Origin of the sequence: Streptomyces sp. NPDC090077 (genome assembly GCF_044747545.1) — a bacterium.
GTDB lineage: Bacteria > Actinomycetota > Actinomycetes > Streptomycetales > Streptomycetaceae > Streptomyces.
In genome coordinates this window covers 265,142-287,643 of record NZ_JBIVEG010000001.1, presented here as the reverse complement: position 1 = coordinate 287,643, position 22,502 = coordinate 265,142, and the positions used below count along the sequence as shown (strand labels likewise).

The 22,502-nt window shown below is 73.9% G+C and carries 20 protein-coding genes and 1 pseudogene; 12 read left to right on the top strand and 9 right to left on the bottom strand.

Going from position 1 to position 22,502, the window contains the following annotated elements; all coding sequences use genetic code 11:
* Positions 1-6 precede the first annotated feature (6 nt).
* Complete coding sequence (locus tag ACIPW5_RS01265) at positions 7-1,254, top strand: MFS transporter (RefSeq protein ID WP_401238653.1); 1,248 nt, start codon at positions 7-9, stop codon at positions 1,252-1,254.
* A gap of 10 nt (positions 1,255-1,264) precedes the next feature.
* Complete coding sequence (locus ACIPW5_RS01260) at positions 1,265-2,137, top strand: PhzF family phenazine biosynthesis protein (protein WP_401238650.1); 873 nt, start codon at positions 1,265-1,267, stop codon at positions 2,135-2,137.
* Positions 2,138-2,164: 27 nt separating this feature from the next.
* Here the strand turns inward: ACIPW5_RS01260 and ACIPW5_RS01255 are convergent, their stop codons facing one another.
* Complete coding sequence (locus ACIPW5_RS01255; RefSeq protein ID WP_401238647.1) at positions 2,165-2,617, bottom strand: MarR family winged helix-turn-helix transcriptional regulator; 453 nt, start codon at positions 2,615-2,617, stop codon at positions 2,165-2,167.
* An 89-nt stretch (positions 2,618-2,706) separates the two neighbouring features.
* On the opposite strand from ACIPW5_RS01255, the gene ACIPW5_RS01250 reads away from it, so the two are divergent.
* On the top strand, positions 2,707-3,561 hold the full coding sequence (locus ACIPW5_RS01250; protein WP_401238644.1) for an SDR family NAD(P)-dependent oxidoreductase: 855 nt from the start codon (positions 2,707-2,709) through the stop codon (positions 3,559-3,561).
* A 49-nt stretch (positions 3,562-3,610) separates the two neighbouring features.
* Here ACIPW5_RS01250 and ACIPW5_RS01245 read toward each other — a convergent pair whose 3' ends face one another.
* Entirely contained in the window at positions 3,611-4,720 is a 1,110-nt protein-coding gene (locus tag ACIPW5_RS01245; RefSeq protein ID WP_401238641.1) for a mechanosensitive ion channel family protein, read from the bottom strand.
* 426 nt (positions 4,721-5,146) lie between these two features.
* Between ACIPW5_RS01245 and ACIPW5_RS01240 the strand changes: the two genes are divergently transcribed.
* Complete coding sequence (locus ACIPW5_RS01240; protein ID WP_401238639.1) at positions 5,147-6,148, top strand: hypothetical protein; 1,002 nt, start codon at positions 5,147-5,149, stop codon at positions 6,146-6,148.
* An 87-nt stretch (positions 6,149-6,235) separates the two neighbouring features.
* On the opposite strand, the gene ACIPW5_RS01235 is transcribed toward ACIPW5_RS01240, so the two are convergent.
* Positions 6,236-6,982, bottom strand: coding sequence for a polysaccharide deacetylase family protein (locus ACIPW5_RS01235; protein WP_401238636.1), 747 nt, complete (start codon positions 6,980-6,982; stop codon positions 6,236-6,238).
* 307 nt (positions 6,983-7,289) lie between these two features.
* On the opposite strand from ACIPW5_RS01235, the gene ACIPW5_RS01230 reads away from it, so the two are divergent.
* Complete coding sequence (locus ACIPW5_RS01230) at positions 7,290-7,922, top strand: NADPH-dependent FMN reductase (protein WP_401240049.1); 633 nt, start codon at positions 7,290-7,292, stop codon at positions 7,920-7,922.
* A gap of 55 nt (positions 7,923-7,977) precedes the next feature.
* Here ACIPW5_RS01230 and ACIPW5_RS01225 read toward each other — a convergent pair whose 3' ends face one another.
* Positions 7,978-8,409 carry a VOC family protein gene (locus tag ACIPW5_RS01225; protein WP_401238633.1) on the bottom strand — a complete coding sequence of 144 codons (432 nt, stop codon included), beginning with the start codon at positions 8,407-8,409 and terminating at the stop codon, positions 7,978-7,980.
* Between the two features lie 437 nt (positions 8,410-8,846).
* Between ACIPW5_RS01225 and ACIPW5_RS01220 the strand changes: the two genes are divergently transcribed.
* Together ACIPW5_RS01220 and ACIPW5_RS01215 are read left to right on the top strand one after the other, a co-directional pair.
* On the top strand, positions 8,847-9,425 hold the full coding sequence (locus ACIPW5_RS01220; RefSeq protein WP_241253482.1) for an RNA polymerase sigma factor: 579 nt from the start codon (positions 8,847-8,849) through the stop codon (positions 9,423-9,425).
* Between the two features lie 866 nt (positions 9,426-10,291).
* Positions 10,292-11,059: pseudogene (locus ACIPW5_RS01215) on the top strand (IclR family transcriptional regulator C-terminal domain-containing protein); the annotation flags it as partial.
* 241 nt (positions 11,060-11,300) lie between these two features.
* Here ACIPW5_RS01215 and ACIPW5_RS01210 read toward each other — a convergent pair.
* Positions 11,301-12,719, bottom strand: a complete 1,419-nt coding sequence (locus ACIPW5_RS01210; protein ID WP_401238630.1) for an MFS transporter — start codon at positions 12,717-12,719, stop codon at positions 11,301-11,303.
* A gap of 140 nt (positions 12,720-12,859) precedes the next feature.
* Between ACIPW5_RS01210 and ACIPW5_RS01205 the strand changes: the two genes are divergently transcribed.
* Positions 12,860-13,681, top strand: a complete 822-nt coding sequence (locus tag ACIPW5_RS01205; protein ID WP_401240047.1) for a helix-turn-helix transcriptional regulator — start codon at positions 12,860-12,862, stop codon at positions 13,679-13,681.
* Between the two features lie 5 nt (positions 13,682-13,686).
* On the opposite strand, the gene ACIPW5_RS01200 is transcribed toward ACIPW5_RS01205, so the two are convergent.
* Complete coding sequence (locus ACIPW5_RS01200; protein WP_401238627.1) at positions 13,687-14,640, bottom strand: nucleoside hydrolase; 954 nt, start codon at positions 14,638-14,640, stop codon at positions 13,687-13,689.
* 267 nt (positions 14,641-14,907) lie between these two features.
* On the opposite strand from ACIPW5_RS01200, the gene ACIPW5_RS01195 reads away from it, so the two are divergent.
* Positions 14,908-15,570, top strand: coding sequence for a DUF4360 domain-containing protein (locus ACIPW5_RS01195; RefSeq protein ID WP_401238626.1), 663 nt, complete (start codon positions 14,908-14,910; stop codon positions 15,568-15,570).
* A gap of 252 nt (positions 15,571-15,822) precedes the next feature.
* Here ACIPW5_RS01195 and ACIPW5_RS01190 read toward each other — a convergent pair whose 3' ends face one another.
* The 3 genes from ACIPW5_RS01190 to ACIPW5_RS01180 are packed head-to-tail and all read right to left on the bottom strand — an operon-like array spanning position 15,823 to position 19,249.
* Complete coding sequence (locus ACIPW5_RS01190; protein WP_401238624.1) at positions 15,823-17,082, bottom strand: MFS transporter; 1,260 nt, start codon at positions 17,080-17,082, stop codon at positions 15,823-15,825.
* Positions 17,079-17,834, bottom strand: coding sequence for a PIG-L deacetylase family protein (locus tag ACIPW5_RS01185; protein ID WP_401238621.1), 756 nt, complete (start codon positions 17,832-17,834; stop codon positions 17,079-17,081). Before ACIPW5_RS01185 ends, ACIPW5_RS01190 begins: the two co-directional genes overlap by 4 nt.
* A gap of 11 nt (positions 17,835-17,845) precedes the next feature.
* On the bottom strand, positions 17,846-19,249 hold the full coding sequence (locus tag ACIPW5_RS01180) for a glycosyltransferase (RefSeq protein ID WP_401238618.1): 1,404 nt from the start codon (positions 19,247-19,249) through the stop codon (positions 17,846-17,848).
* 765 nt (positions 19,250-20,014) lie between these two features.
* Between ACIPW5_RS01180 and ACIPW5_RS01175 the strand changes: the two genes are divergently transcribed.
* The 3 genes from ACIPW5_RS01175 to ACIPW5_RS01165 are packed head-to-tail and all read left to right on the top strand — an operon-like array spanning position 20,015 to position 22,444.
* Positions 20,015-20,818 carry an ABC transporter substrate-binding protein gene (locus ACIPW5_RS01175; protein ID WP_401240045.1) on the top strand — a complete coding sequence of 268 codons (804 nt, stop codon included), beginning with the start codon at positions 20,015-20,017 and terminating at the stop codon, positions 20,816-20,818.
* A complete protein-coding gene (locus ACIPW5_RS01170; protein WP_401238616.1) occupies positions 20,815-21,615 on the top strand; it encodes an amino acid ABC transporter permease in 801 nt (266 codons plus the stop codon). Before ACIPW5_RS01175 ends, ACIPW5_RS01170 begins: the two co-directional genes overlap by 4 nt.
* 7 nt (positions 21,616-21,622) lie before the next feature.
* Positions 21,623-22,444: an amino acid ABC transporter ATP-binding protein gene (locus ACIPW5_RS01165; protein ID WP_401238613.1), complete on the top strand. Its 822-nt coding sequence runs from the start codon at positions 21,623-21,625 to the stop codon at positions 22,442-22,444.
* Positions 22,445-22,502 lie beyond the last annotated feature (58 nt).

The following is a 22,502-nucleotide window of genomic DNA, read 5'->3' as shown; positions in this document are numbered from 1 at the left end:
GCGGACATGAAGAACCGCCACCCCCTCCCCGCCGACTTCCGCCGCCTCTGGGCCGCCGACACCGTCAGCCAGGCGGGCTCCGCCGTGACCCTCCTCGCGCTGCCGCTCGTGGCCATCGGCGTCCTGGACGCCACCGCCCTCGAAGCCGGACTGCTCGTGATGTCCGAGTACCTGGCCTTCCTGCTGATCGGCCTGCCCGCCGGTGCCTGGGTGGACCGGCTGCGCCGCCGCCCCGTGATGATCGCGGGCGACCTGGGCCGCGCGGCCCTGCTGCTGTCCGTCCCCGCCGCCGCCTGGCTCGACGTGCTGTCGCTGCCCCAGCTGTACGCCGTGGCCTTCGGGATGTCGGTGTGCACCGTCTTCTTCGACGTGGCCGCCCAGAGCGCGCTGCCGCGCCTGGTCGACGCGGACCGCCTGGCGGACGCCAACGTCCGGCTGGAAGCCACCCGCAACATCACCCAGGTCGGCGGGCCGGGCCTGGGCGGAGCGCTGGTCGGCGCACTGACCGCGCCCGTGGCCCTCGCCGTCGACGCCGTCAGCTACCTCCTCTCGGCCCTCCTCGTCTCGCGCGTCCGCCGCCCCGAGCCCCGTCCCGTCGCGCGGCCGGGGAGGAGCCTGCGCGCCGAGATCGCCGAGGGGCTGCGCTTCGTCCTCGGCGACCGGACCCTGCGGGCGATCACCGCCGCCTCCGCCGTCTCCAACCTGTTCGGCACGCTCGGTGCCGCCATGCTGATGGTGCTGCTCGTGGGGGACCTCGGGCTGTCCCCGCTGCTCTGCGCGGCCGTGTTCACCGCCGAGGCCCTGGGCGGCCTCCTCGGCAGCCTGCTCACCCTGCGCGTCGCCGCCGCCTTCGGCCAGGGCAGGGCGATGTGCGCCTCCGTGGCCGTGAGCGGGGTGCTGTGGCTGTCGGCCGTGCCCCTCTACCAGGACGACTGGCGGCTCGCGGGAGCCGTCGCCCTCCAGGGGCTGGGCTGGACCGCCTTCATGACCTTCAAGATCACCTCGGTCGCGTACCGGCAGCGGGTGTGCCCCGAGGCCCTGCTGGGCCGCACCGCCGCGACGTTCCGCTTCGTGGTGTGGGGGGCCATGCCCGTCGGCGCGCTCGCCGGCGGACTGCTGGGACAGTGGCTCGGCGCCCGCCCGGCGCTGTGGATCGGCGCGCTGGGGGAGCTCCTCGCCGTCCTGCCGCTGCTCCTCTCCCCGTTGCGGACCGCCCGAGAACTGCCCGCCGCGCCGACGCTCGTACGGTCGTAGGGGGTTCCCGGTGCGCTACCACCACGTCGACGTCTTCGCCCCCCGCCCCTACGCCGGCAACAGCCTCGCGGTGTTCCCCGACGCCGGAACGCTGACCGCCGCCCAGATGCTGGCCGTCACCCGGGAACTGCGTCACTTCGAATCGGTCTTCCTGGTACGGGACCCCGCGCGCCCGCACACCTGTCGGGCCCGGGTCTTCGACCTCACCGGGGAACTCGGCTTCGCCGGCCACCCCGTCATCGGGGCCGCGAGCGTGCTGCACGCGCTGGAGGCCCCCGCCGCCGGTTCCGCCACCTGGACCCTGCGCCTGAGCGCCCGCACCGTGCGGGTGACCACCCGCCGGCGGGCGCCGCGCCGGTACGCGGCCGTGCTCGACCAGGGGCCCGCGGAGTTCCTCGGCCGTCCCCCGGCCGCCGCGGCCGCGGACCTCGCCGCCCTCTTCTCCCTGGACGCCCGCGACCTGGACCCCGCCCTGCCCCCGGAGACCGTCTCGACCGGGCTGCGCTACCTGGTGCTGCCGGTACGCGGCGGCGCGCTGGCCCGGGCCCGGATCACCACGCCGCTCGACGGCCCGCTCGCCGGCCTGGGCGCCGAGTACGCCTACCTCCTCGACGCCGGGGCGCGGGAGGGGCGGCACTGGTCCAACGACGGCCTCGTGGAGGACGTCGCGACGGGCAGCGGGGCCGGCTGCGCGGCCGCGTACCTGCGCCGCCACGGCCGCATCGGCGACGGCGAGCGCGTGGTGCTGCACCAGGGCCGGTTCACCGGACGCCCCAGCGAGATGACCGTCGCCGCGCACGGGAGCGGGCCGGAGATCCGTGGCGTCGAGGTGGGCGGTCCCGTCGTGCTGCTCGGCGAGGGGACCCTCGTGGAGCCGCCCTGAGCGCCGGCGGCGCGCCCCCGGGCCGGGTCAGCGGCGCTTGAGCTTGGCCCAGACGGTCTCCAGGGCCTGTACGTCCGCGTCGTCGAGGCGGTCGTCGAAGACCTCGCGCAGGGCTTCCCGGCGGGTCGCGTCCGCCTCGGCGAAGGCGCGGCGGCCCTCCGCCGTCAGGCGCACGCACACGGAGCGGGCGTCCGTGGGGGAGGGGACCCGGTCGACCAGGCCCCGGGCCTGGAGCTGGTCGACGACCCGGGACACCTGGCTCCGGCTGAGGAGGGTCTTGGCCCCCAGGGCGGAGGCGGCGACCGGCTCGCTCTGGCCGTTCAGCCACAGCATCACCTCGAACCAGGACAGCGGCAGGCCGTGGGCCCGCGTGAGCTCCTGGTCGATGCGGGCGGAGAGGGTGGTGCCCGCCCAGATCAGGCCGTAGAAGGCGTGGTCGCGGGCGGTGAGGTCACCCAGGGTGAGGTCTATGCGCGCCATGCCGGAAGCCTAGCTTCTTGCGTGCGCGCACACGTAAATATATTGTGTGTGCACACACCTAATTTCCCCTCCCCTTCCCGGAGCCCCTCATGAGCACCACCGGCACCCCGAAAACCGTCCTGATCACCGGGACCTCCTCCGGCATCGGCCTCGCCGCCGCCGTCCTCGCCGCGCAGGCGGGCCTGCGGGTCGTCGCCACGATGCGGGACACCACGAAGGCCGGCCCGCTGCTCCGGGCCGCCGCCGAAGCGGGGGTCGAGGAGCTGGTCCAGGTCAAGCGGCTCGACGTGGTCGACCCCGCGTCCATCGACGCCTGCCTGGCGGAGGTGCTCGCCGAACACGGACGGCTCGACGCGGTGGTCAACAACGCGGGCGCCGGCCGGGTCGGGACGATCGAACAGGACACCGTCGAGGACGTCCGGGCCACCATGGAGGTCAACTTCTTCGGAGTCGTCCAGGTCACCCGCGCCGCGATGCCGCACCTGCGCGCCTCGCGCGGCCGCCTGATCACGGTCACCAGCGTCGGCGGCGTGATCGGCCAGCCCTTCAACGAGGCGTACTGCGCCGCCAAGTTCGCCGTCGAGGGCTTCATGGAGTCGCTCGCCCCCGTCGCCGCGACCGCCGGCGTCGCCGTCACCCTCGTCGAACCGGGCGCGGTGGCGAGCGAGTTCGTCAACACCATCGGCGTCGACGTGCCCGCCCTGCTTGCCGCTGCGGGCCCCTACGCCCCGGCGCTGGAGACGTACGTCGCGCGCACGGTCACGTCGTTCGCCGGGGCCCAGACCCCTGCCGAGGCGGCCGCGCCGGTCATCGACGCCCTGACCGCGGACGAGCCCGCCTTCCGGGTCCAGACCTCCGACTGGGCCCGCGAGTTCGTCGGCCTCAAGCTCACCGACCTGGACGGCTCGGCCGTCCAGGCCATGACGGGGGCCTGGGTGGGCTGACACCCCGGAGGAGGCCCGGAAGGCCCGAAGGCCCGGAAGCCCGGAACGCCTACCGCCGCCGGTCCGCCAGCACCTCGGACGACGCGTCCCGCTGGTGCGGGACCGGCGGGAGGGACACCGGCGCCCCCGCCCCGTCCTGCCGGAGCGAGACCGTGCGCGCGGGCGCCGGGATCGAGATGCCCTCGGCCCGGTACCGCTGGTGCAGGCGCTTGATGAACTCGTGCTTGATCCGGTACTGGTCGCTGAACTCGCCCACGCCCAGGATCACCGTGAAGTTGATCCTGGAGTCCCCGAAGGTGTGGAAGCGGACCGCGGCCTCGTGGTCCGGCACCCCGCCGCTGATGTCGGCCATCACGCCGTCGACGACGTCGAGGGTCACCTTCTCCACGTGCTCCAGGTCGCTCTCGTAGCCCACCCCGACCTGGACCAGGATCGTCAGCTTCTGCTCGGGCTGCGTGTAGTTGGTCATGTTCGTCCGCGCGAGGCGGTCGTTGGGGATGATCACGAGGTTGTTCGACAGGTTGCGCACCACGCTGTTGCGCCAGTTGATGTCGACGACGTACCCCTCCTCACCGCTGCTGAGCCGGATGTAGTCGCCCGGCTGCACGGTCTTGGAGGCCAGGATGTGCACCCCCGCGAAGAGGTTGGCGAGGGTGTCCCGCAACGCCAGCGCGATCGCGAGACCGCCGACTCCCAGAGCGGTGACCAGCGGGGCGATGGACACCCCGAGCGTCTCCAGGGCCACGAGGACCCCCAGCGTCAGCACCACGATGCGGGTGATGTTGACGAAGATCGTCGCGGACGCCGCGACACCGGTGCGGGACGCCGCCACCGCCTGCACCAGACCCGCCACCACCCGGGCCGCGCTGAGGGTGGCGATGACGATGAGCACCGCCGTCAGCGACTGGTTCACCACGCCCCCGATCCGGGCGGTGAGCGGCAGCGCCGAAGCGGCCACCGCCACCCCGGCGATCACGGCCGCCCAGGGGACGATCGTCCGCAGCGCGTCGACGATGACGTCGTCACCGCTCCACTTGGTCCGGCTCGCGTGCTTGCCCAGCCACTTCATCAGCGCCCGCAGCACCAGACCGGCCACGCAGCCGGCGGCCAGCGCGATGCCGGCCACCACCCAGTCGTGCATGACGAGGTCCCGGGTCACCGGCCGGCCCCCGCACCGTGGAGGGCGAGGGAACGGGCCGCTGCCGGCCGCCGTATGTGCTGTGTCGTCACCTTGTCACCTGTCAGGTCGTCTTGCGCGCAGCCCCGTTGGAGCGGAGCGGATGTACGAATTCCGAACGCACCGTCATCCTGCCCCACTCCCGGCGGCCCGGCGCACCCGGACCCCGCCGTTCCGCCGGGGCGCGGCGGACACCGCCTTCCGGGTGAAGGCCGGTTGCTCCGGGTTGACGAACCGCTCACCTGACCAGCCCATGCCCCCGGCCTGTCGGGCCGGGCCGGGTGGCGGGGGAGCGGTGGTATGTGCAGCGCGTGGAGAGGCGCCCGGCCCGCCGACGGGCCACGGGGCCCACGCACCCGTTCCCTCGCGCTCCCGCGGCGGTCCTCAGCGCCGGCGGGGAAGGAAGCCATGAACCTCAACGCACCCAAGGCGTCCCCACGCACCCGGACCCGGTCCCGGCTGCTGCTCGCCTCCATCGCCGCGGCGGCGGCCCTCTCCGGCCAGCTGGTGGCGACCGCCCCGGCGGCGTCCGCGGACGGGCCCAAGCCGTCCGGTCACAAGCAGTCCGGTCACAAGCAGTCCGGCCACAAGCAGTCCGGGCACAAGCAATCGGGCCACAACGCGCCGTCGGTCCAGGACAAGCAGAGGAACCCGGACAAGAACAAGGACAAGGACGACCACAAGAAGAAGCCCGTGCAGTTCCCGCACGGCCTGCGGCAGTTCGCCTCCGACAACACCTTCACCGTCCCGGCGGGCGTGACGTCCGTGTTCGTCCAGGCCTGGGGCGCCGGCGGTGGCGGCGGCGGTGGCGGCGGCGCCACCGCCAACGCGACCGCCCGGCCCGGCGGCTCGGGCGGCGGTGGCGGTGCGGGCGGCTTCACCTGGTGCGTCCTCAACGTGCGCCCGCTGGCCGACTACCAGGTGGACGTCGGCACCGCAGGCACCGCCGGTACGGCGGGCAGCGCCGCCACCTCCGCGACCACCAACGGCGGCGCGGGCGGGCAGGGCGGTGACGGCAGTTCCACGACCGTGGTCGCCACGGCCACCAACACCGCGCTGCTGACCGCCACGGGCGGCGCCGGCGGCGGTGGCGGCGGCGGTGGGTTCATCACCCCCGCCGCCGCCCCGGGCACCCCCGGCAGCGGCGGTGCGGGCGGCAACGGATCGTGCTCCACCGGCGGGGTGAACCGCGCCGGCGGTGCCGGCACCACCGCCGGAACCGGTACGAACACCCTGCCCGGCGCGATCGGCGTGGGCGGTGCCGCCGCCGACGGCATCGTCGGCGTGCCTCCGGGCTCCGTGGACGGCGGCGACGGCGGTCTGGGCGGACGCGTCGCGGACAACCCCGCCGCCCGTGGCGGCGCCGCCGGAGAGGCCGGCGGTCCCGGCTACGTCGTCATCTGGTGGTAGCCGCCGCACCCTGACCGGACCGGCGGGAACACCCCGGCCGCCCGCTCCCCCCGGCCGCACGGGCCGGGGGGAGCGGGCGGCCGCCCGTCACCGCGCGGCCGTGAGGAACTCGCGCAGGTCGACGACCTCGTACTCCTCCTCCAGCGCCGCCTCGATGATCCGCGGCAGCGCCTGCGCGTCGAGGACGACCCCGTCGCCCTTGCCGCTGCCCACGTGCATCTGCAGGATGGCCCCGGGACCGAGGGCGGCCACCGCCCGGCGGACCACCTTGTCCACCGTCATCCCGCCCGCCGGGCCCAGGTAGCCGTTCGTGTCGTCGGTGAACTCGATCGCCGCGTACCCGAGGCCGTTGACGTCCGCCACCGAGTCCTCGGTGGTCGCGCTGTACGGGAACCGGAAGAACGGCAGCGGCTCGGCCCCGGACGCCGCACGGATCGCCGCGTCGGCGGTGCGCACCTCCCGTGCCCGCTCCTCCGTGTCGAGGTCGTCGAAGTACGGGTGGCTGTGGGAGTGGTTGCCCAGCCCGTGCCCGGCGGCGGCCATCGCCCGCACGGCCGCGGGACGGGCCTTCGCGAACAGGCCGGTCGGGAAGAAGGTGGCGGCCGCCCCCCGACGCCGCAGCTCCGCCAGGACGGCGTCGAGGCCGCTCTCGTCCCACGCCGTGTTGAAGGTGAGCGCCACCACCCTGCGCGAGGTGGGCAGCCGCCGGATCTCCTGCCCGAGCAGCGACGCCGGCGGCCGCGGCCCCGCCGCCGCGGCGGCGACGGCAGTCCGCGCGGGCACCAGACCCGCGGCCAGCAGCGCCGCCATCGCGGCACGTCGTCCCACATCCACCACAGTCGCTCCCTCGGCCGGCGCACCGCCCCGCGCGGCGCTGCCACGAGTGTGCGAGGGCACCGGGCGGGACGCCGCGCAGCCGTGCCGGGCACCCGGGTGATCTCCGTGCGCCGCGCCGAAGGGGCCCGGTGCGCCCGGACCGGCGCGGCCCGGGCTCCCCGTACAGTCCGCTTCGGGCACCCCCGCCTCCGCCACCGCAGGCCGCGCACCGGCAAGGGAGACAGCCGTGAACACCACCGACCAGGACCGCTTCCCGTCGGACCCGGCCCGCCCGCACGACGGGGGACTCACCGGCAGGTCCTCGCTGCACGTGCTCGTGCTCTCGGGCTCCTCCCGGACCGGATCGGTCAACGCCCGACTGGCCGCCCTGGTCGCGAGCCTGGTGGTACGGGCCGGCGCCACCGCAGAGCCCGCCATGCTCGGCGACTTCCCGATGCCGCTGTACGACGGCGACCTGGAGGCCGACGAGGGCGTACCGCCGGGGGCGCTGGCCCTGCGCGAGCGGATCGAGGCGGCGCAGGCCCTGGTCATCGCCTCGCCCGAGTACAACGCCTCCGTCCCCGGGGTGGTCAAGAACGCCGTCGACTGGGTCTCCCGCGTCCGGCCGCAGCCCTTCAAGGACAAGCAGGTCCTGCTGGTGTCGGCCTCGCCCTCGATGGTGGGCGGCAACCGGGGCCTGTGGGCGCTGCGCGTCCCGCTGGAACACCTCGGGGCGCGGGTCTACCCCGACATGTTCAGCCTGGCGATGGCCCATCAGGAGTTCACCGAGGACGGGGCGCTGGGCGACCGGGGGCTCGGCGAGCGGCTTGCCGCGACCGTCGACTCCTTCCTCGACCTCGCCGAGGCCGACACCCGCTACCTGTGCCTCCAGCGGCGCTGGTACGAGTTCCTCGGCGACCGCAGCGACGCGCCGGTCACCGCCCGCGCCCAGGACTGACCCCGCCGGGACGCGGCCGGCCCGGCGCCGCGGCCGCCGGGAGGGCGCCACCCGCTCAGCGCTGCGACAGCTCCGAGGGCGCCTCCTGCACCACCCAGCCGTTCCCGTCGGGGTCCCGGAACGTCAGGAACGAGTTCCAGGTGTCGCCCTTCCCGTCCTCCCAGCCGGCCGCCCCGAGGTGGCGCACCGGGGAGACGTCCACCCCGCGCGCCACCAGCTCCCCGCGGGCCGCCTCGATGTCCGTGACGCAGAGCTGGAGGCCGTGCAGCGTGCCCGGCGCCATCTCCGACGCACCGGGGGCCGGCGGCATCCCCTGGAGCAGCGCCACCGAACACCGCGACCCGGGCGGCGTCAGCTGGATGATGCGCACTCCGGGAGCGACCTCGTCGTCGAGGTCCACCCCGAAGCCGACCGCGTCGGCGTAGAACTCCTTGGCCCGGTCCATGTCGGTGACCGGGACCGGGACCACTTCGAGCGTCCAGTTCATGCGGAGCCTCCTCGGGAGCGCCGGCCGGTCCGGCGCGGCAGTGGGACCGAGTCTTGCGCAGAGAAGGACCCCGCGCCCGCAGGCGCAGCCGCGGCCCGGTGCGGGGCGCGCACCCGTGCACGGGGGGCGCGCGCCGGTGCCGAGGGGGCGTGCGGGGCCACGGATGCCACTCTTCCGGAAGATTTCCGGGACCGGCTTGCACGATCGGCCGCGATTTCCGATGGGGTGGAGATGGGGGCGCTCGCCGCTCCACGGCTGCCGCGGACGGGGGCGGGCAGCCGACCACCCCACACGCCATCCGGAAGGTTTCGCGCCGAAGTGAATGTTGCCGAGATTGTCGCCCTCGCGCTGATAGTCGCCACCACGGTCCGTGTTTTCTCGAGCGATGTGACACCCACCGCCCTGGAGGGCGGCGACGAGCAACGGTGGGGGAGTGCATGAGCGAAGGCGAGTTCGACCCGGCGGGGGACCAGACGGTCTCCAGTGAACTGGCGGGCGTCCTGCCCGTGGAGTTCACCGCGTTCCACTCCCAGCAGCACCGAGCGTACCTGCGCTACGCCCATCTCCAGCTGGGCAACGCCAAGGACGCGCAGGAAGTCGTCGACGACGTGTTCACCTTCCTGCTGAAGGTGTGGCGCCAGGCCCTGAAGGAGGCGAGCCTGCACGGCTTCGCCTGGGCGGTGCTGCGCGAACACGTCGAACGCCGGCTGGCGGCCCTCGGCCGCCAGGTGGCCATGGTGGAGACGGCGTGGTTCTCGGCCCTGCGCCGCTCGTCCAGGGAACGGCTCGAACTGCTGGAATCCAAGCTCGGCCTGTACGCGGCCATCGCGGAACTGTCCGAGCGGCAGTACGACGTGGTGCTGCTCGCGTTCCTGCTGGGCAACGACTCCGACACGGTGGCCCGGATGATGGGGATCTCCCCCGCGACGGTCCGTTCGCACGTACGCGGCGCACGCCGCACCCTGTCCCGCAAGCTCGGGGTGGACTGGATCCCCGGAGAGGAGAAGGACCAGTGAGCGACATGCCTGCTGACCGTGACATGCCGCTGTGCGAACTGGACGCGGCCCTGAAGAACGCCGCGGTGCTCGCGGAGGAGTACGCGGGCTACGACGAGGGGGCCGCCCGGCGCCGGATCGCCCGCCGGATCGTGGCCGACCGGGCCCGCTCCGCGATCGGCGCCACCGGCCCGGACCTGCCCACCCGGGGGCAGAACGCCACCGCCGACCACGACGACCTGGTGCTCGACGCCGCCTGCCACGTGCGGGCGGCCCGCGTCCTGGACGACGTCACCTGGTCCCTCGTGGAGAGCCGGGACTTCGCGGAGCTCGCCCTGCACGCCGAATCCTGGCCCCACGGAGTGGACTCGGCCCTGCTGTTCGGCTGTCTGCTCCACCTGACGGAGCGGACGGAGGGGGCGCGGTTCTGGTTCCAGTACGCGGCCGGCGCGGGCTCCCGCACCGCCGCGCAGTGCCTCTACCTCCACCACCTCTCCCGCGCGGAGGTCCGCACCGCCCGGCACTGGAAGCAGCAGGCCCGGACCCTGCCCGCCGAGGAGCACCTGCCGCACCTGCCGCAGGTCCCGGAGGACATCGAAGCGGCCCTGGCCGCCTCGGTGATCTGGACCTCCCCGCCCATCACCACCCAGGACCTCAGCTCCCTCACCTGCGGGCCCGGCCGGGCCGCACGGCCGCCCTACCGGCTGCCCGCGCGGCTGCGCCAGGCGATCGCGGCCCGCCCCAACCACGAACACCCCGACCTGGGCGACGTGTTCACCCCCAGTCCACCGGTCGCCGTGGCCGTGGCCCACCACGCACGCCTCAACCCCCTCCACCTGACGGGGGAGGCCAACGCGTGGGCACTCGAAGCCCTCAAGCAGCCCCGGCTGACGCACGCCGCCCGCACGAGCCCCGAAGGACGGCCGGCGCCCGCCGCACTGGCATCCGTACACCAGGCCCTGCGCGTCCTGGAGGTGGTCAACCGGTACTCGGGCGGCGTCAGCCTCACCCAGATCGCCCGTGAGACGAAACTGCCCCAACTGACGATCGCCCGCGCCGTGGAACAGCTCGTCCGCACCGGTCTGGCCGCCCCGACCGGCCCCGACGCCTACGTCGCCGGCCACGCCCTGCTGCTGGCCGGCGCGGCGGGAGGCGAAGGGCGCGGCCACGTCAAGGAAACCCTCGCCTGGGTGCGCGACGCCGTCGGGGCCGCCGTCTACGTGGCGCGCTACACCGACGGCGAGGTCTCCATCACCCAGTACGCCGACGGCCCCGGCGCGCCCGTCGTCGAGGAGTGGGTCGACTTCAGGTCGGCCGCCCACGCCTCCGCGGTCGGCAAGGCCCTGCTCACCCAGCTCGACTACGACGACAGGAAGGACCACCTGGACCGCCACCGGATGTCCAAGTTCACCCCGCACACCATCGGCAGCGAGCGGGCCCTCTTCCACCAGCTCGACACGCGCAGGCCCAACACCCCGCTGCTCGACCTCCAGGAGTACGCCCTCGGCACGGTGTGCGCGGCCGTCCCCATCACCTCCGGCCCGAACGCCGAATGCGTGGCCCTGTCCATCCCCGTCCCCGATGCCGGCCGGCTGAAGCAGGCCGCCCGGGTCCTGCAGAGCGAGGCCGCCGCGGTCTTACTCGCCCTCATCGTGTCCGGCAGCGCCCAGCCCGCCCCGGCACCGGTCCGCAGCACACCCGCCGCCCCGGGAGCCGAGTGGTTCCGGGCCCCGGCGGCCGGTGCGGCGCACCCGGCCGGACTCCACAGTCCCTTCCTCTCCACCACCGTCTAGCCGGGACGGCCGGCCCCGCACCCGGGGCCGGCCCCTCCCGGCACGGACGGAGCCGCGCCGGAGCGGGCCGGGGCCTCCGCGCCCCGGCCCGCCGCGCCGCGCGTCAAGCCTTCCGCCGGCCGAGACCGGCCGCGACCAGCAGGGCCGCGCCGATCACGACGGCCGCGTCGATCGCCAGGACCAGCCGCACCCCGTCGAACAGGCCGTCCTGCGTGGTGGCCAGGACACCGAGCAGCGGGATGCCGACGGTCAGCCCGACCTGCTGGGTGGTGGTCACCAGACCGGTGGCGAGCCCCTGCTCCTCGTCCGGCACACCGCTCGTCACGATCACCCCGTACGAGATGATCGCGCCGAGGTGGCCCATGCTGGCCACCGACACGGCCAGCGACGCGAGCAGGGCCCCCGACTCCGTGCCCATGCCGAGCAGTGCGGCGGTGAAGGCGCCCTGGGCGAGCAGCGACCCGATCAGGACGCGGCGGGCGCCGAAGCGGCCGATGAACCGGGGGGCGTACGCGCCGGCGAAGGCTGAGGTGACGCCCTGCACGCCGAAGACCAGCCCGGTCAGGAAGGAGGACAGGCGCAGCGTCTCCTGGAGGTACAGGGTCAGTACGAAGACGACCGTCGACATCATCGAGAAGGTCACCAGGCCGCCCACGTTGCCCCAGGCCACCGTGCGCCGCCCCAGCATCGGCAGCGAGACCAGCGGGGCGGGGGACTTCGACTCCACCACCACGAACGCGGCGAGCAGGGCGAGTCCGGCCACCAGGGAGACCTTGACGTCCGCGCCGCCGAAGCCGCGTTCGGCCGCCGTCGACAGGGCGTAGATCAGGGCGAGGAGGCCGCCGGTGACGGTGACGGCGCCCGGGACGTCGAGGCGCGGCCGCTCCGGGGTGCGCGACTCCGCCAGCAGACCCGGCGCGAGGAACAGGACGAGCAGCCCGGCGACCGCGAGCAGTCCCATGGTGGAACGCCAGCCGAGGGTGTCGGTCATGACACCGCCGAGCACCATGCCGACGGTGAAGCCCAGGGACAGCAGGGTGCCGGAGATGCCGAGGGCCTTGTCGCGCAGCGGGCCCTCGGGGAACGTCGTGGTCAGCAGCGACATGCCGGTCGGCACGATGACGGCCGCCCCCAGGCCCTGGAGGGCGCGCCCGGCCAGGAAGGAGGCGGGGTCCCAGGCGAGGGTGGCGAGCAGGGAGGCCGCGGTGAAGACCGCGAGGCCGCCCAGGAACAGCCTCTTGCGGCCGTACAGGTCGCCGATCCGGCTGAAGAGCAGCAGGAAGCCGCCGGAGGGCAGGGTGAAGGCGGTCACCGCCCACTGGAGGCCGGACTGGCTCAGGCCCAGGTCCCTGCCGAGCGCGGGCAGCGCCACGTTCAGGACGGAGAAGTCGAGCGCCACCATGAACTGGGCGGCGCAGAGCACGAAGAGGACCAGCCTGGCCCGGCCGGTCAGCCGGGGCGTCTTCTCGGGTGCGGCCGTGTGCGGCCCGGCGGCCGCGGGGGCCTGTGTGTCTGTCGTCATGGCACCACCCTCACGGCACGGGAATGCCGGTGGAGAGTGGGAACTTATCCTGTTGGTGGCACCACCAGGGTGCCGAACAGGGGGAACGCGTGGCCACGCCGATCGACCAGCACCGCCGGGCCGAGCTGCGGGAGTTCCTGATGAGCCGGCGCGCGAGGATCTCGCCGGGCGAGGCCGGGCTGCCGGACGGCGGGGCCCGCCGCCGCACGCCGGGGCTGCGCCGGGAGGAGGTCGCCGTGCTGGCGGGGGTCGGCGTGTCCTGGTACCAGTGGCTGGAACAGGGTCGCGACATCACCGTCTCCGCGCAGGTGCTGGACTCCGTGAGCCGGGTGCTGCAGCTGACCAGCGCCGAGCGGCGCCACCTGTACGTACTCGCCGGACTCAACCCGCCCGCGCTGCAAGTGGCCCCGGGGGACCGGGGCAAGTGCGACGGCCTGCGGCGGCTGATCGAGGCCTGGATGCCCTTCCCGGCGCACATCATGGACGTCCACTGGAACACCGTGATGTACAACGACGCGGCCGCGCTGGTCTTCGGGATGACCCCGGACACCGTGCAGAACTGCCTGATCGCCTTCTTCACCGACCCGATCTACAAGGAGCGTTCCCCGCAGTGGGAGCGCAACGCCTGCGACGTCGTGGCCCACTTCCGTGCGGCCTGTTCGGAGCACCCCGGGGACGACGGGTTCCGGGCCGTGGTCGAGGAGGCGCTCGAACTCAGCCCGGAGTTCGCCGCGTTGTGGAAGCGGCGGGACATCCGCCCGGGCGGCCAGCTGCAGAAGCGGATGGTGCACCCGGTGGTCGGCGCGCTGCACGTGGAGTCGACCCAGCTGCGGGTCCCGGCGCGGCCCGACCTGTCGATCGTGCTGCACACCCCGCTGCCGGGCACCGACACCGCCGAGAAGCTGGAGTGGCTGACCTCCCCGGAGGGGCGGCGCGGCCTGATGTACCCGGTGGCGGGCTGAGCGGATCAGCCGCTCCGGGATCCGCGCGGGCCGAGTGCGGCCACCGCGCCGACCATGCGGTCCCAGAACGGCTCCGTGTCCAGGGTCGTGGCGACCCGGGCGTTGACGGGCCGGCCCGTGTACGCGTGGAGGTCCACGACGGTGGCGCCGCGGGTGTGGCGGCCCTGGAGCTCGACCACGACGTTGGCGTCCGTGCAGCCCACGATCGCCGGGTCGATCACCCGGGCCACCGCCACCGGGTCGTGCAGTGGCGGGTGGGGCATGCCCCACAGCCGCTGGTACGCGGAGGCGAAGTAGCCGAGCAGTTCCACGCAGACGGCGCCGATCTCGGTGCCGAGGGCCTCGAAGCGGGCCAGTACCTCGGGCGTGGCCAGGGCCTGGTGGGTCACGTCGAGCCCGCACATGGTGACCGGCACCCCGCTGCCGAACACGACGGCGGCGGCCTCCGGGTCGGTGTAGATGTTGAACTCGGCGGCCGGCGTGCGGTTGCCGGGCCCCACGGAGCCTCCCATCAGCACGATCTCGCGGATGCGGGCGGCGCTGTCGGGGTGGCGGGTCAGCAGCAGGGCGATGTTGGTCAGCGGGGCGGTGGGCACCAGGGTGACCGGCTCGGGGTGTTCGGTGAGGATCCGGTGGATGAGGTCCACCGCGTGTTCGGGCGCCACGTCGACCGTCGGCGGCGGGAACTGCGGTCCGTCCAGGCCGGATTCGCCGTGCACGTCGGCGGCGACGGCCAGCGGCTGGAGCAGCGGCCGGTCGCAGCCCGCGGCGACGGGCACGTCCGTCACGCCGGCGAGGGTCAGGACCCGGCGGGCGTTGAGGGTGGTCTTGTCCAGGGTCTGGTTCCCGGCGACGGTGGTGACGGCGAGGAGGTCGACGCCGGGGTCCCCGGCCGCCAGCATGATCGCCAGGGCGTCGTCGTGCCCGGGGTCGCAGTCGATGATGATCGGAACGGGCACGCGCCGGACCCCCTCGTGGGCTTGATCGCGAAGACACGGCCCAGTCTGCCGCCGGACGGCCGCGCGGGCCGCCCCTTCCGAGCCAAAACGCGGCCGGGGCGTGGCGGAGATCGCCCCGGCGCCCGGTGTGATGGTCGGATGACTGCCCCGGACGGGGGTCACGTGGGAGATGGCGGGGGTGGCGGCTGCCGCGCCTGCGCCGATGGCCGCGGGGAGTGTGGAACGGTTCGTGCCGATCACGCACAGCAGCGATCGGAAGGACTCCCCATGCTCAGAACGGTGTTCACTGCCGGCGCGGCCGCCGCGCTCGCCGCTGCCGCCCTCACGCCCTCCGCGGGCGCCGCGCCCGCCCTGCCGTTCCCGGCGCCCCCGGGGCAGATCACCGTCGACGTGGTCCAGGTCAACGGCTCCGGCTGTCGCCCCGGCACCGCCAACGTCGCGGTCTCCCCGGACAACACGGCCTTCACGGTGACGTACAGCGAGTACCTCGCCCAGGTCGGCAAGGACGCCAAGGCGACCGACTCCCGCAAGAACTGCCAGCTCGGCCTCAGCGTGAACGTCCCCCAGGGCTACACCTACGCGATCGCCAAGGCGGACTACCGAGGCTTCGCCAGCATCGCACCGGGCGCGAGCGCCACCCGCAACGCCAGCTACTACTTCCAGGGCATGTCCCAGACGGCCTACCGGAGCCACACGCTGAACGGCCCGGCCGAGGGCAACTGGCAGGTGTCGGACGCGGTGCCCGTCGAGGCCCTGGTCTTCCACCCCTGCGGGGCCAAGCGGAACCTGAACATCAACACCGAACTGCGGGCCCAGGCCGGCACCTCCGACACGGCGAACACCACCAGCTACGTCGCCATGGACTCCACCGACGGCAGCTTCAACACCGTGTACCACTTCTCCTGGAAGACGTGCCCGCAGCGGCGCTGACACCCGCCGGAGCGCGCGGGGCCGGGCCCGGGACCACCCCGGGCCCGGCCCCGCGCGCATGCCGGGAGCCGGTGTGACCAGATGCCATTGGGGGCGTTCGGGTGGGAACGCCCGATCACGGCAACCGAACGCGGAGCGTCACGAGTCATGACGTTCAGTGATGACTCCACTACCGGGAGGTCCGATGAACACCGTGAACCCCGCACCGACGTACGGACTCTCCTCCGCGACGCCGCAGTGGGCACTGGACCCCTACCGCTTCCCGGGCCTCCAGGACGCGGACGAGCCCGAGGCCCCCGCCGGAGAGTCCTCCGGGCACCCCGGCCCGGCCCCGCGCCGCTCCTGATCACTCCCACCCCCTCCCGAGGCCAGCGCGGGGGCCAGCGCGGCGGCCGCCAGGGCGAGCGCCGGCAGCAGGAACAGGGCGGTGCGCAGGCCCCCGTGGGAGGCCAGGAAGCCGATCAGCGGAGGTCCGGCCAGGAAGGCGAAGTAGCCGGTGGTGGACACCGTCGCCACCGCGGTCCCCGCCCGGGCGGGGACCCGGCCGGCGCCCGCGACCACCAGCGGGAAGGACGCGGAGATCCCGAGCCCGACCGCGCTGAACCCCGCCGCCGAGGCCGCCGCGGACCCGGACAGCAGCGCCGCCAGGGCCCCCGCCGCACTCAGCACGGCTCCCCAGCGCACCACGCGTACGGGACCGAACGCCCGGGCCGCCCGGTCGCCGCCGAGCCGCCCGGCCGTCATCGCCAGCGCGAAGGCCGCGTACCCGGCACCCGCCGTACCGGGTCCCGCGCCCAGCGAGTCCGCCAGGTACACGCTGCTCCAGTCGGTCATCACCCCCTCGATCAGCAGCACGGACAGGCCCAGCGCGCTGAGCGGCAGCAGCCGGACGGCACCCCCGCCCCCCTGCCCGCCCCCGTCGCCGTCCCCGCGCCGCGGCGGTGGCGGGGGAGGGGCCGCCGGGTGCAGGGCGGCCACCGCCAGCCCCGCGACGGCCGCCCCCACGGCCGCGGACACCGCGAACTGCGTCCGCGGTGCCACGCCCCCGGCGGCCGCGGCGGTGCCGAGCAGGGCCCCCGCCAGCGCCCCGGCGCTGAACAGGCCGTGGAAGGACGAGAGCCTCGCCCGGCCGGTGCGCCGCTCCAGGTCCACCGCGTGCGCGTTCATGGCGACGTCCAGCGCCCCGACCGAGGCCCCGAGGACGGCGAGTCCCAGCAGCAGCCCGGTCAGTGAGCCGGCCAGCCCGGGCAGTGCGATGGCGGGGGCGTACACGAGGGCGGCGCACCGGGCCACGGGCCGGCTGCCGAAGCGGTTGACCAGCAGGCCGGCTGCGGGCATCGCCGGTACGGACCCCAGCGCCACCCCGAGCAGGGCCGTGCCGAGCTGCCCGTCCGACAGTCCGAGCTGCTCCTTGACCTGCGGGATGCGCGGGGCCCAGCTCGCGAGGACGATCCCGTTCAGGAAGAAGACCGCGTACAGGGCGGCCGTTCCCCTGCCCTTCGCGCCGCTCACCGCGGGGCGGGCAGGACCGGGAGGCGGATGCCCGCGCCGTCCGGGACCAGGTCGTGCACCGAGGCGGCGGGATGGGCGGGCGCGCAGGTGAAGGCCTCCGCGTACCGGACCCCCGCCTCCAGGCCGCGGTGCGCGGCCTGCTCGCGGGTCAGGTCCAGGAAGTCGGCGCCCTTGCGCTCCTTGCGGGCGCTGTTCTGGCTGGTGTGCTCGGCCAGCATCGCCTCCTTCACCGCCATGGTCCGCGTGATGTCCACCCACAGGTCCGGGGGACCCGCGTTCTTCCCCAGCAGGGTGTCCATGTGGAACAGGGGAGGCACCCGGTCGAGGGCGGGGCTCCCGGTGGCGAGGGCGGGCTCGCGGGCCAGCAGCCGCGCCGCGCCGGCCAGCAGGCCGACGGCGCGGTGGTCGGGGTGGTAGTCGCCGGGGTGGTGGGCGAAGACGACGTCCGGGCGGACCCGGCGCAGCACCTCGACGACCTGGCGGCGGGTCTCCGCCGTGTCGAAGAGGAAGCCGTCCGGCTGCCCCAGCCAGAGCAGTTCCGCGCCGAGCACGCCGGCGGCCCGGCGCGCCTCCTCCTCGCGGACCGCGGCCGTCCGCGCGGGGGGCAGGGTGCGGGAGCCGAGTTCGCCGTTGGTCGCGACGGCGACGGTGACCTCGCCGCCCTGCCGGGCGTAGTGGGCGAGCGTCCCCGCGCAGAAGAGCTCGACGTCGTCGGGATGGGCCCCGAGGGCCAGGATGCGTACTGCCGTCACGTCGGGCTCCTCTACCGGTAGCGCTGGGCGGCGTCCGACAGGAGCCGCGCGAATCCGAGGACGCTGCTGTCGGTGAGGAAGCCCCGCAGCACGCGCTGGTGGCCGTTCCTGCCGAGCTCCTCCGCGTAACCGCGGTCCGAGAGCAGCCGGTTGACCGCCTCCCCGAGCCCGCGCAGGTCGCGGGGGTCCGAGAGGAGCAGTCCGGTGGTGCCGTGCTCGACCTGCTCCCGGATGCCCCCGACGGGCGCGGCGACCACCGGCCGCCCCTTCCAGGCCGCCTCGGACACGGTCAGGCCGAAGCCCTCGGCCAGGCTCTTCTGGATCACCACGGCCGAGTGGCGCTGGATGGCGTTGACGGTCAGCGCGTGCTCCGACGGGTTGCCGGTCGGCACCTGGACGAGGTGCACGCGCCGCCCCCGCCGGCCCAGGCCCGCCCGCACCTGGCGGCACTCGGCGAAGACCCGCCCGGCCTGCGGGTCGCCCCCGGTCTCCGGGCCGACCAGCAGCAGGTGGGCGTCGAAGGCCGGATCGACGTACTCGGCGAACCCCCGGATCACTCCGGGGATGTCCTTGACCCGGTCCCACCGGCTCACCTGGGTGACCAGGGGTGCGCCCGCGGGGGCCGGACCGCCGTCCCGCACCACCCGCGCGGGCCGGCGCACCAGGAGGCCGGCCAGGGCGCGCCCTCCGGGAGGGGCACCGCCCTCCTCCTCGACCAGGCCGGCGGCGGCCAGCAGACCGGACGGACCGGTGCCGGGGTGCAGCGGGATGTTCTTCGTGGACAGCGGGTCGATGGACGGCCGGAGCACCCGGCGGTCCACCGCCGGGAGTCCGGCGGGCAGCACCCCGGGCTGGGAGGTGATGTGGCAGTGCGCGGAGGAAAGGTAGCGGTGCAGGAAATCCCATCCGGGCACGGCGAGTTCCTCCCGCAGCGCCGTTCCGATGTGGGCCCGCCACAGCACCGTGCAGCCCGCCGCGCGCAGATGGGGAATGAGTCCGGCGGTCTGGTGGTCGTGGAGGACGACGATGGCGCGCCGGTCCAATGCCGGGGCGAGCCGCGCCGCGTTCTCCGCGCACGTCCGCTCGTACATCCGCCGGCCCCGCTCCAGGTCCTCGGCGTCCTCTTCCGGCCCCACGCCGCACAGCCGGTGGTACAGGGACTTGGTGAACGCCCGGAATTCGGGCGGGCCGTCGAGGGTGGTCCAGCGGGTGGAGATGCCCTCGCCCGCCAGGTAGGGGAGATTGGCCCGCAGGAGTTCGGCGACGCCGCCCCGGAGCGGGTTGTCGCTGATGTGCCAGACCGTGCGCCCGTCGAGGAGGTCGCGCACTCCGTGCAGGGTGTCCCGTACGGTCTCCGTCCGCTCGGTCCCCACGAACGGCTCGATCCGGTCCAGCGGTGTCCGGTCCAGCTCCACCTCGGGTGCGGCCGCCGTCCGGGCGGGTGAAGGGTGCGGCCGCGGGCCCGGTAACCGCCTCCCGCGGGGCTGCGGGGCCCTTCCCGGCGGGCCGGAGCCGAACTGGACCGACAGTTTGTGCAACAGCCTGTTTCCATGGCGCAGACGTGTCACGATATTCGCCTTCCCGGAAGTGTCGGGGTGGACGGTGAGGGGAAAGCCGCTCGACCCGTGGTCGAATTCCGGCCGCTCCGGCCCGTTGTGGCCGTGGGGAAATCCCGTGTGGAATGGAGTTCGCGGACGGCGGGGGAGTGAGGATGTGTCGGCATATGGAGGAATCCGCGCTGTCCCGCCCCGATCCTGACACGAGGTCCACAGGCGCGACATGTGTTCCCGCACACGCGGTGAACGCGCGAACAGACCCCGGAGGTAGCCCGTACGGCGTAAGGGAGGGCTCCCATCAGGGCGTTCTCGGCGCACGTGGCGGGCCGCCCCGGAGGGAATACCGGAAAGCGTTGACGAAGTATTAGCGAGAACGCACCGGGAAGGCCGGACGCCCTTCCCGCACCGGACTCCTCCCGCCCCCGGAACCTCGTCACGGAACGCTTCGCGCCGCATCGCGCAGGCTCCCTTGCCGGTGCGTCACCGGGGCTTACGATCGCGACGGACGGTCTCCTCCCGCGACCGCCGCTCCCCCCGCACCCGTGGAGGTCAACCGTGTTCCGGACGGCCGAAGGACACCGCAGTCACCGCGACGGCACCCGCCGCCACCCCGCCCGCCGGCGCCTGCGGGCCCTGGCCGGCGCCGCCGCCGCGGCGGGCGTGTTCCTCGCCGCCGGATGTTCGTCGGGTGACAGCGGACCGGGGGAGGCGGCGGGGGGCGTGGGCGTCGTCGAGAAGGGCAAGCTGACCACGTGCACCCACCTGCCCTACCCGCCGTTCCAGTTCGAGCAGAACGGCAAGGTCGTGGGCTTCGACGTCGCCCTGGTCGACCTGGTCGCGAAGAAGCTCGCAGTCGAGCAGAAGATCCTCGACACGCCGTTCGAGAACTTCAAGACGGGGGCCTTCCTCAACTCCGGCCAGTGCGACCTCGCCGCCGCCGGCATGACCATCACCGACGAGCGCAAGAAGAACGTCGACTTCTCCGTCCCCTACTTCGACGCCACCCAGGCCCTGCTGGCGACGAAGAAGAGCGGCATCACCTCCCTCGCCGACCTCAAGGCCAAGGGCAAGAAGCTGGGCGCGCAGGCCGAGACCACCGGCGAGAGCTACGCCAAGGCGCAGGGCTTCAACCCCGTCGCCTTCGAGAGCTCGGACGCCGTGCTCAACGGCCTCCGCACGGGCCAGGTCGACGCGGTCGTCATCGACTACCCGGTCGTCCAGGGCTGGCTCAAGGACCCGGCGAACGCCTCCGAGTTCGTCCCCGGGCAGAACATCGAGACCGGCGAGCAGTACGGCTTCTCGGTGAAGAAGGGCAACACCGCCCTCCTCGCCGCGATCGACAAGGCGATCACCGACGCCAAGGCCGACGGCACCTACAAGAAGATCTACGAACAGTGGATCGGCCCGCTGCCCCAGGCGACGTCGTGACCTCACGGCTGACCCGGCGGCAGCGGCGCCGCGTCTGGCAGGGCGTCCAGTACGCGGTCTTCGTCGCCGTACTGGTCCTGGTCGGCGTGCTCGCCGACTGGGGCCGGCTGCAGAACCAGTTCGCGCAGGCCGACCTGGCCGCCAGGCTCTTCCCGGACATCATCACCGTCGCCCTGCGGAACACGGTGGTGTACACCTTCTCCGGGTTCCTGTTCGGCCTGGTCCTGGGCCTGGTCGTGGCCCTGATGCGGCTGTCCTCGGTGGCCCCGTACCGCTGGGTCGCGAGCGTCTACATCGAGCTGTTCCGGGGCCTGCCGGCCCTGCTGATCTTCATCTTCGTCGGCGTGGCCGTCCCCCTGGCCTTTCCCGGGACCGCCATCCCCGGAGGGATCTACGGGAAGGTGGCGCTCGGCCTCGGCCTGGTCGCCGCCGCCTACATGGCGGAGACCATCCGCGCGGGCATCCAGGCCGTGCCCAAGGGCCAGATGGAAGCGGCCCGCTCGCTGGGCTTCTCGCACGCCCGCGCCATGGTGTCCGTGGTCATCCCCCAGGCGTTCCGCATCGTCATCCCCCCGCTCACCAACGAACTGGTCCTCCTCTTCAAGGACTCCTCGCTGGTGCTCTTCCTCGGCGTGACCCTGGAGGAGCGGGAACTGACCAAGTTCGGCCGCGACCTCGCCAGCGAGACCGCGAACTCCACCCCCATCCTCGTCGCGGGCCTGTGCTACCTCCTCGTGACCGTGCCCCTGAGCTTCGTGGTGCGCCGGCTCGAGGCCCGCGCCGACAAGGCCACGTGAGGAACCGATGCCACAGACGAAGGGAACGGGGGACACCGTGGGCACGGACCGTCCGGAGATCGAGATCCGGGGACTGCACAAGTCCTTCGGCGACAACCACGTCCTGCGGGGCATCGACCTCGACGTCGCCCGCGGCGAGGTGGTGTGCGTCATCGGGCCCTCCGGCTCCGGCAAGTCCACCCTGCTGCGCTGCGTCAACCTGCTGGAGGAGCCGACCGGCGGCCAGGTCTTCGTCGGCGGTACCGAACTCACCGACCCCGACGTGGACATCGACGCCGCACGCCGCCGCATCGGCATGGTCTTCCAGCAGTTCAACCTCTTCCCGCACGTCGACGTCACCGCCAACCTGACCCTGCCGCAGCGCAGGGTCCTGGGCACCGGCAAGGAGCGGGCCGCCGCCGTCGCCCGCGCGAACCTGGAGCGCGTCGGCCTCGCCGCCAAGGCGGACGCCTACCCGGCCCAGCTCTCCGGCGGCCAGCAGCAGCGCGTCGCGATCGCCCGCGCCCTGTCGATGGGGCCCGAAGTGATGCTCTTCGACGAGCCGACCTCGGCGCTCGACCCGGAGCTCGTCGGTGAGGTCCTGTCGGTCATGCGCGTCCTGGCGGGGGAGGGGATGACCATGATGGTCGTCACCCACGAGATGAGCTTCGCCCGGGAGGTCGCGGACCGGGTCGTCTTCATGGACGGCGGCGTGATCGTCGAACAGGGGCCCGCGGAACAGGTCGTCACCCGTCCGCGGCACGCACGCACCCGCAACTTCCTCGACCGCGTCCTCGACCCGGCCGCGGTCGAGGCACCGGCCGCCGAGGAGGCCCCGCCGCAGGACTGAACGTACCGGTACCGGGCGCACCGGCACCGGGCGTACCGGTACCGGACACGCCGGGACC

Coding starts and splice junctions, on each gene's coding strand:
- ACIPW5_RS01195 (WP_401238626.1), top strand. CDS start 14,908: ATGCTCAGAACGGTGTTCACTGCCGGCGCGGCCGCCGCGCTCGCCGCT.
- ACIPW5_RS01240 (WP_401238639.1), top strand. CDS start 5,147: ATGAACCTCAACGCACCCAAGGCGTCCCCACGCACCCGGACCCGGTCC.
- ACIPW5_RS01255 (WP_401238647.1), bottom strand. CDS start 2,617: ATGGCGCGCATAGACCTCACCCTGGGTGACCTCACCGCCCGCGACCAC.
- ACIPW5_RS01205 (WP_401240047.1), top strand. CDS start 12,860: ATGAGCCGGCGCGCGAGGATCTCGCCGGGCGAGGCCGGGCTGCCGGAC.
- ACIPW5_RS01220 (WP_241253482.1), top strand. CDS start 8,847: ATGAGCGAAGGCGAGTTCGACCCGGCGGGGGACCAGACGGTCTCCAGT.
- ACIPW5_RS01225 (WP_401238633.1), bottom strand. CDS start 8,409: ATGAACTGGACGCTCGAAGTGGTCCCGGTCCCGGTCACCGACATGGAC.
- ACIPW5_RS01165 (WP_401238613.1), top strand. CDS start 21,623: ATGCCACAGACGAAGGGAACGGGGGACACCGTGGGCACGGACCGTCCG.
- ACIPW5_RS01250 (WP_401238644.1), top strand. CDS start 2,707: ATGAGCACCACCGGCACCCCGAAAACCGTCCTGATCACCGGGACCTCC.
- ACIPW5_RS01210 (WP_401238630.1), bottom strand. CDS start 12,719: ATGACGACAGACACACAGGCCCCCGCGGCCGCCGGGCCGCACACGGCC.
- ACIPW5_RS01265 (WP_401238653.1), top strand. CDS start 7: ATGAAGAACCGCCACCCCCTCCCCGCCGACTTCCGCCGCCTCTGGGCC.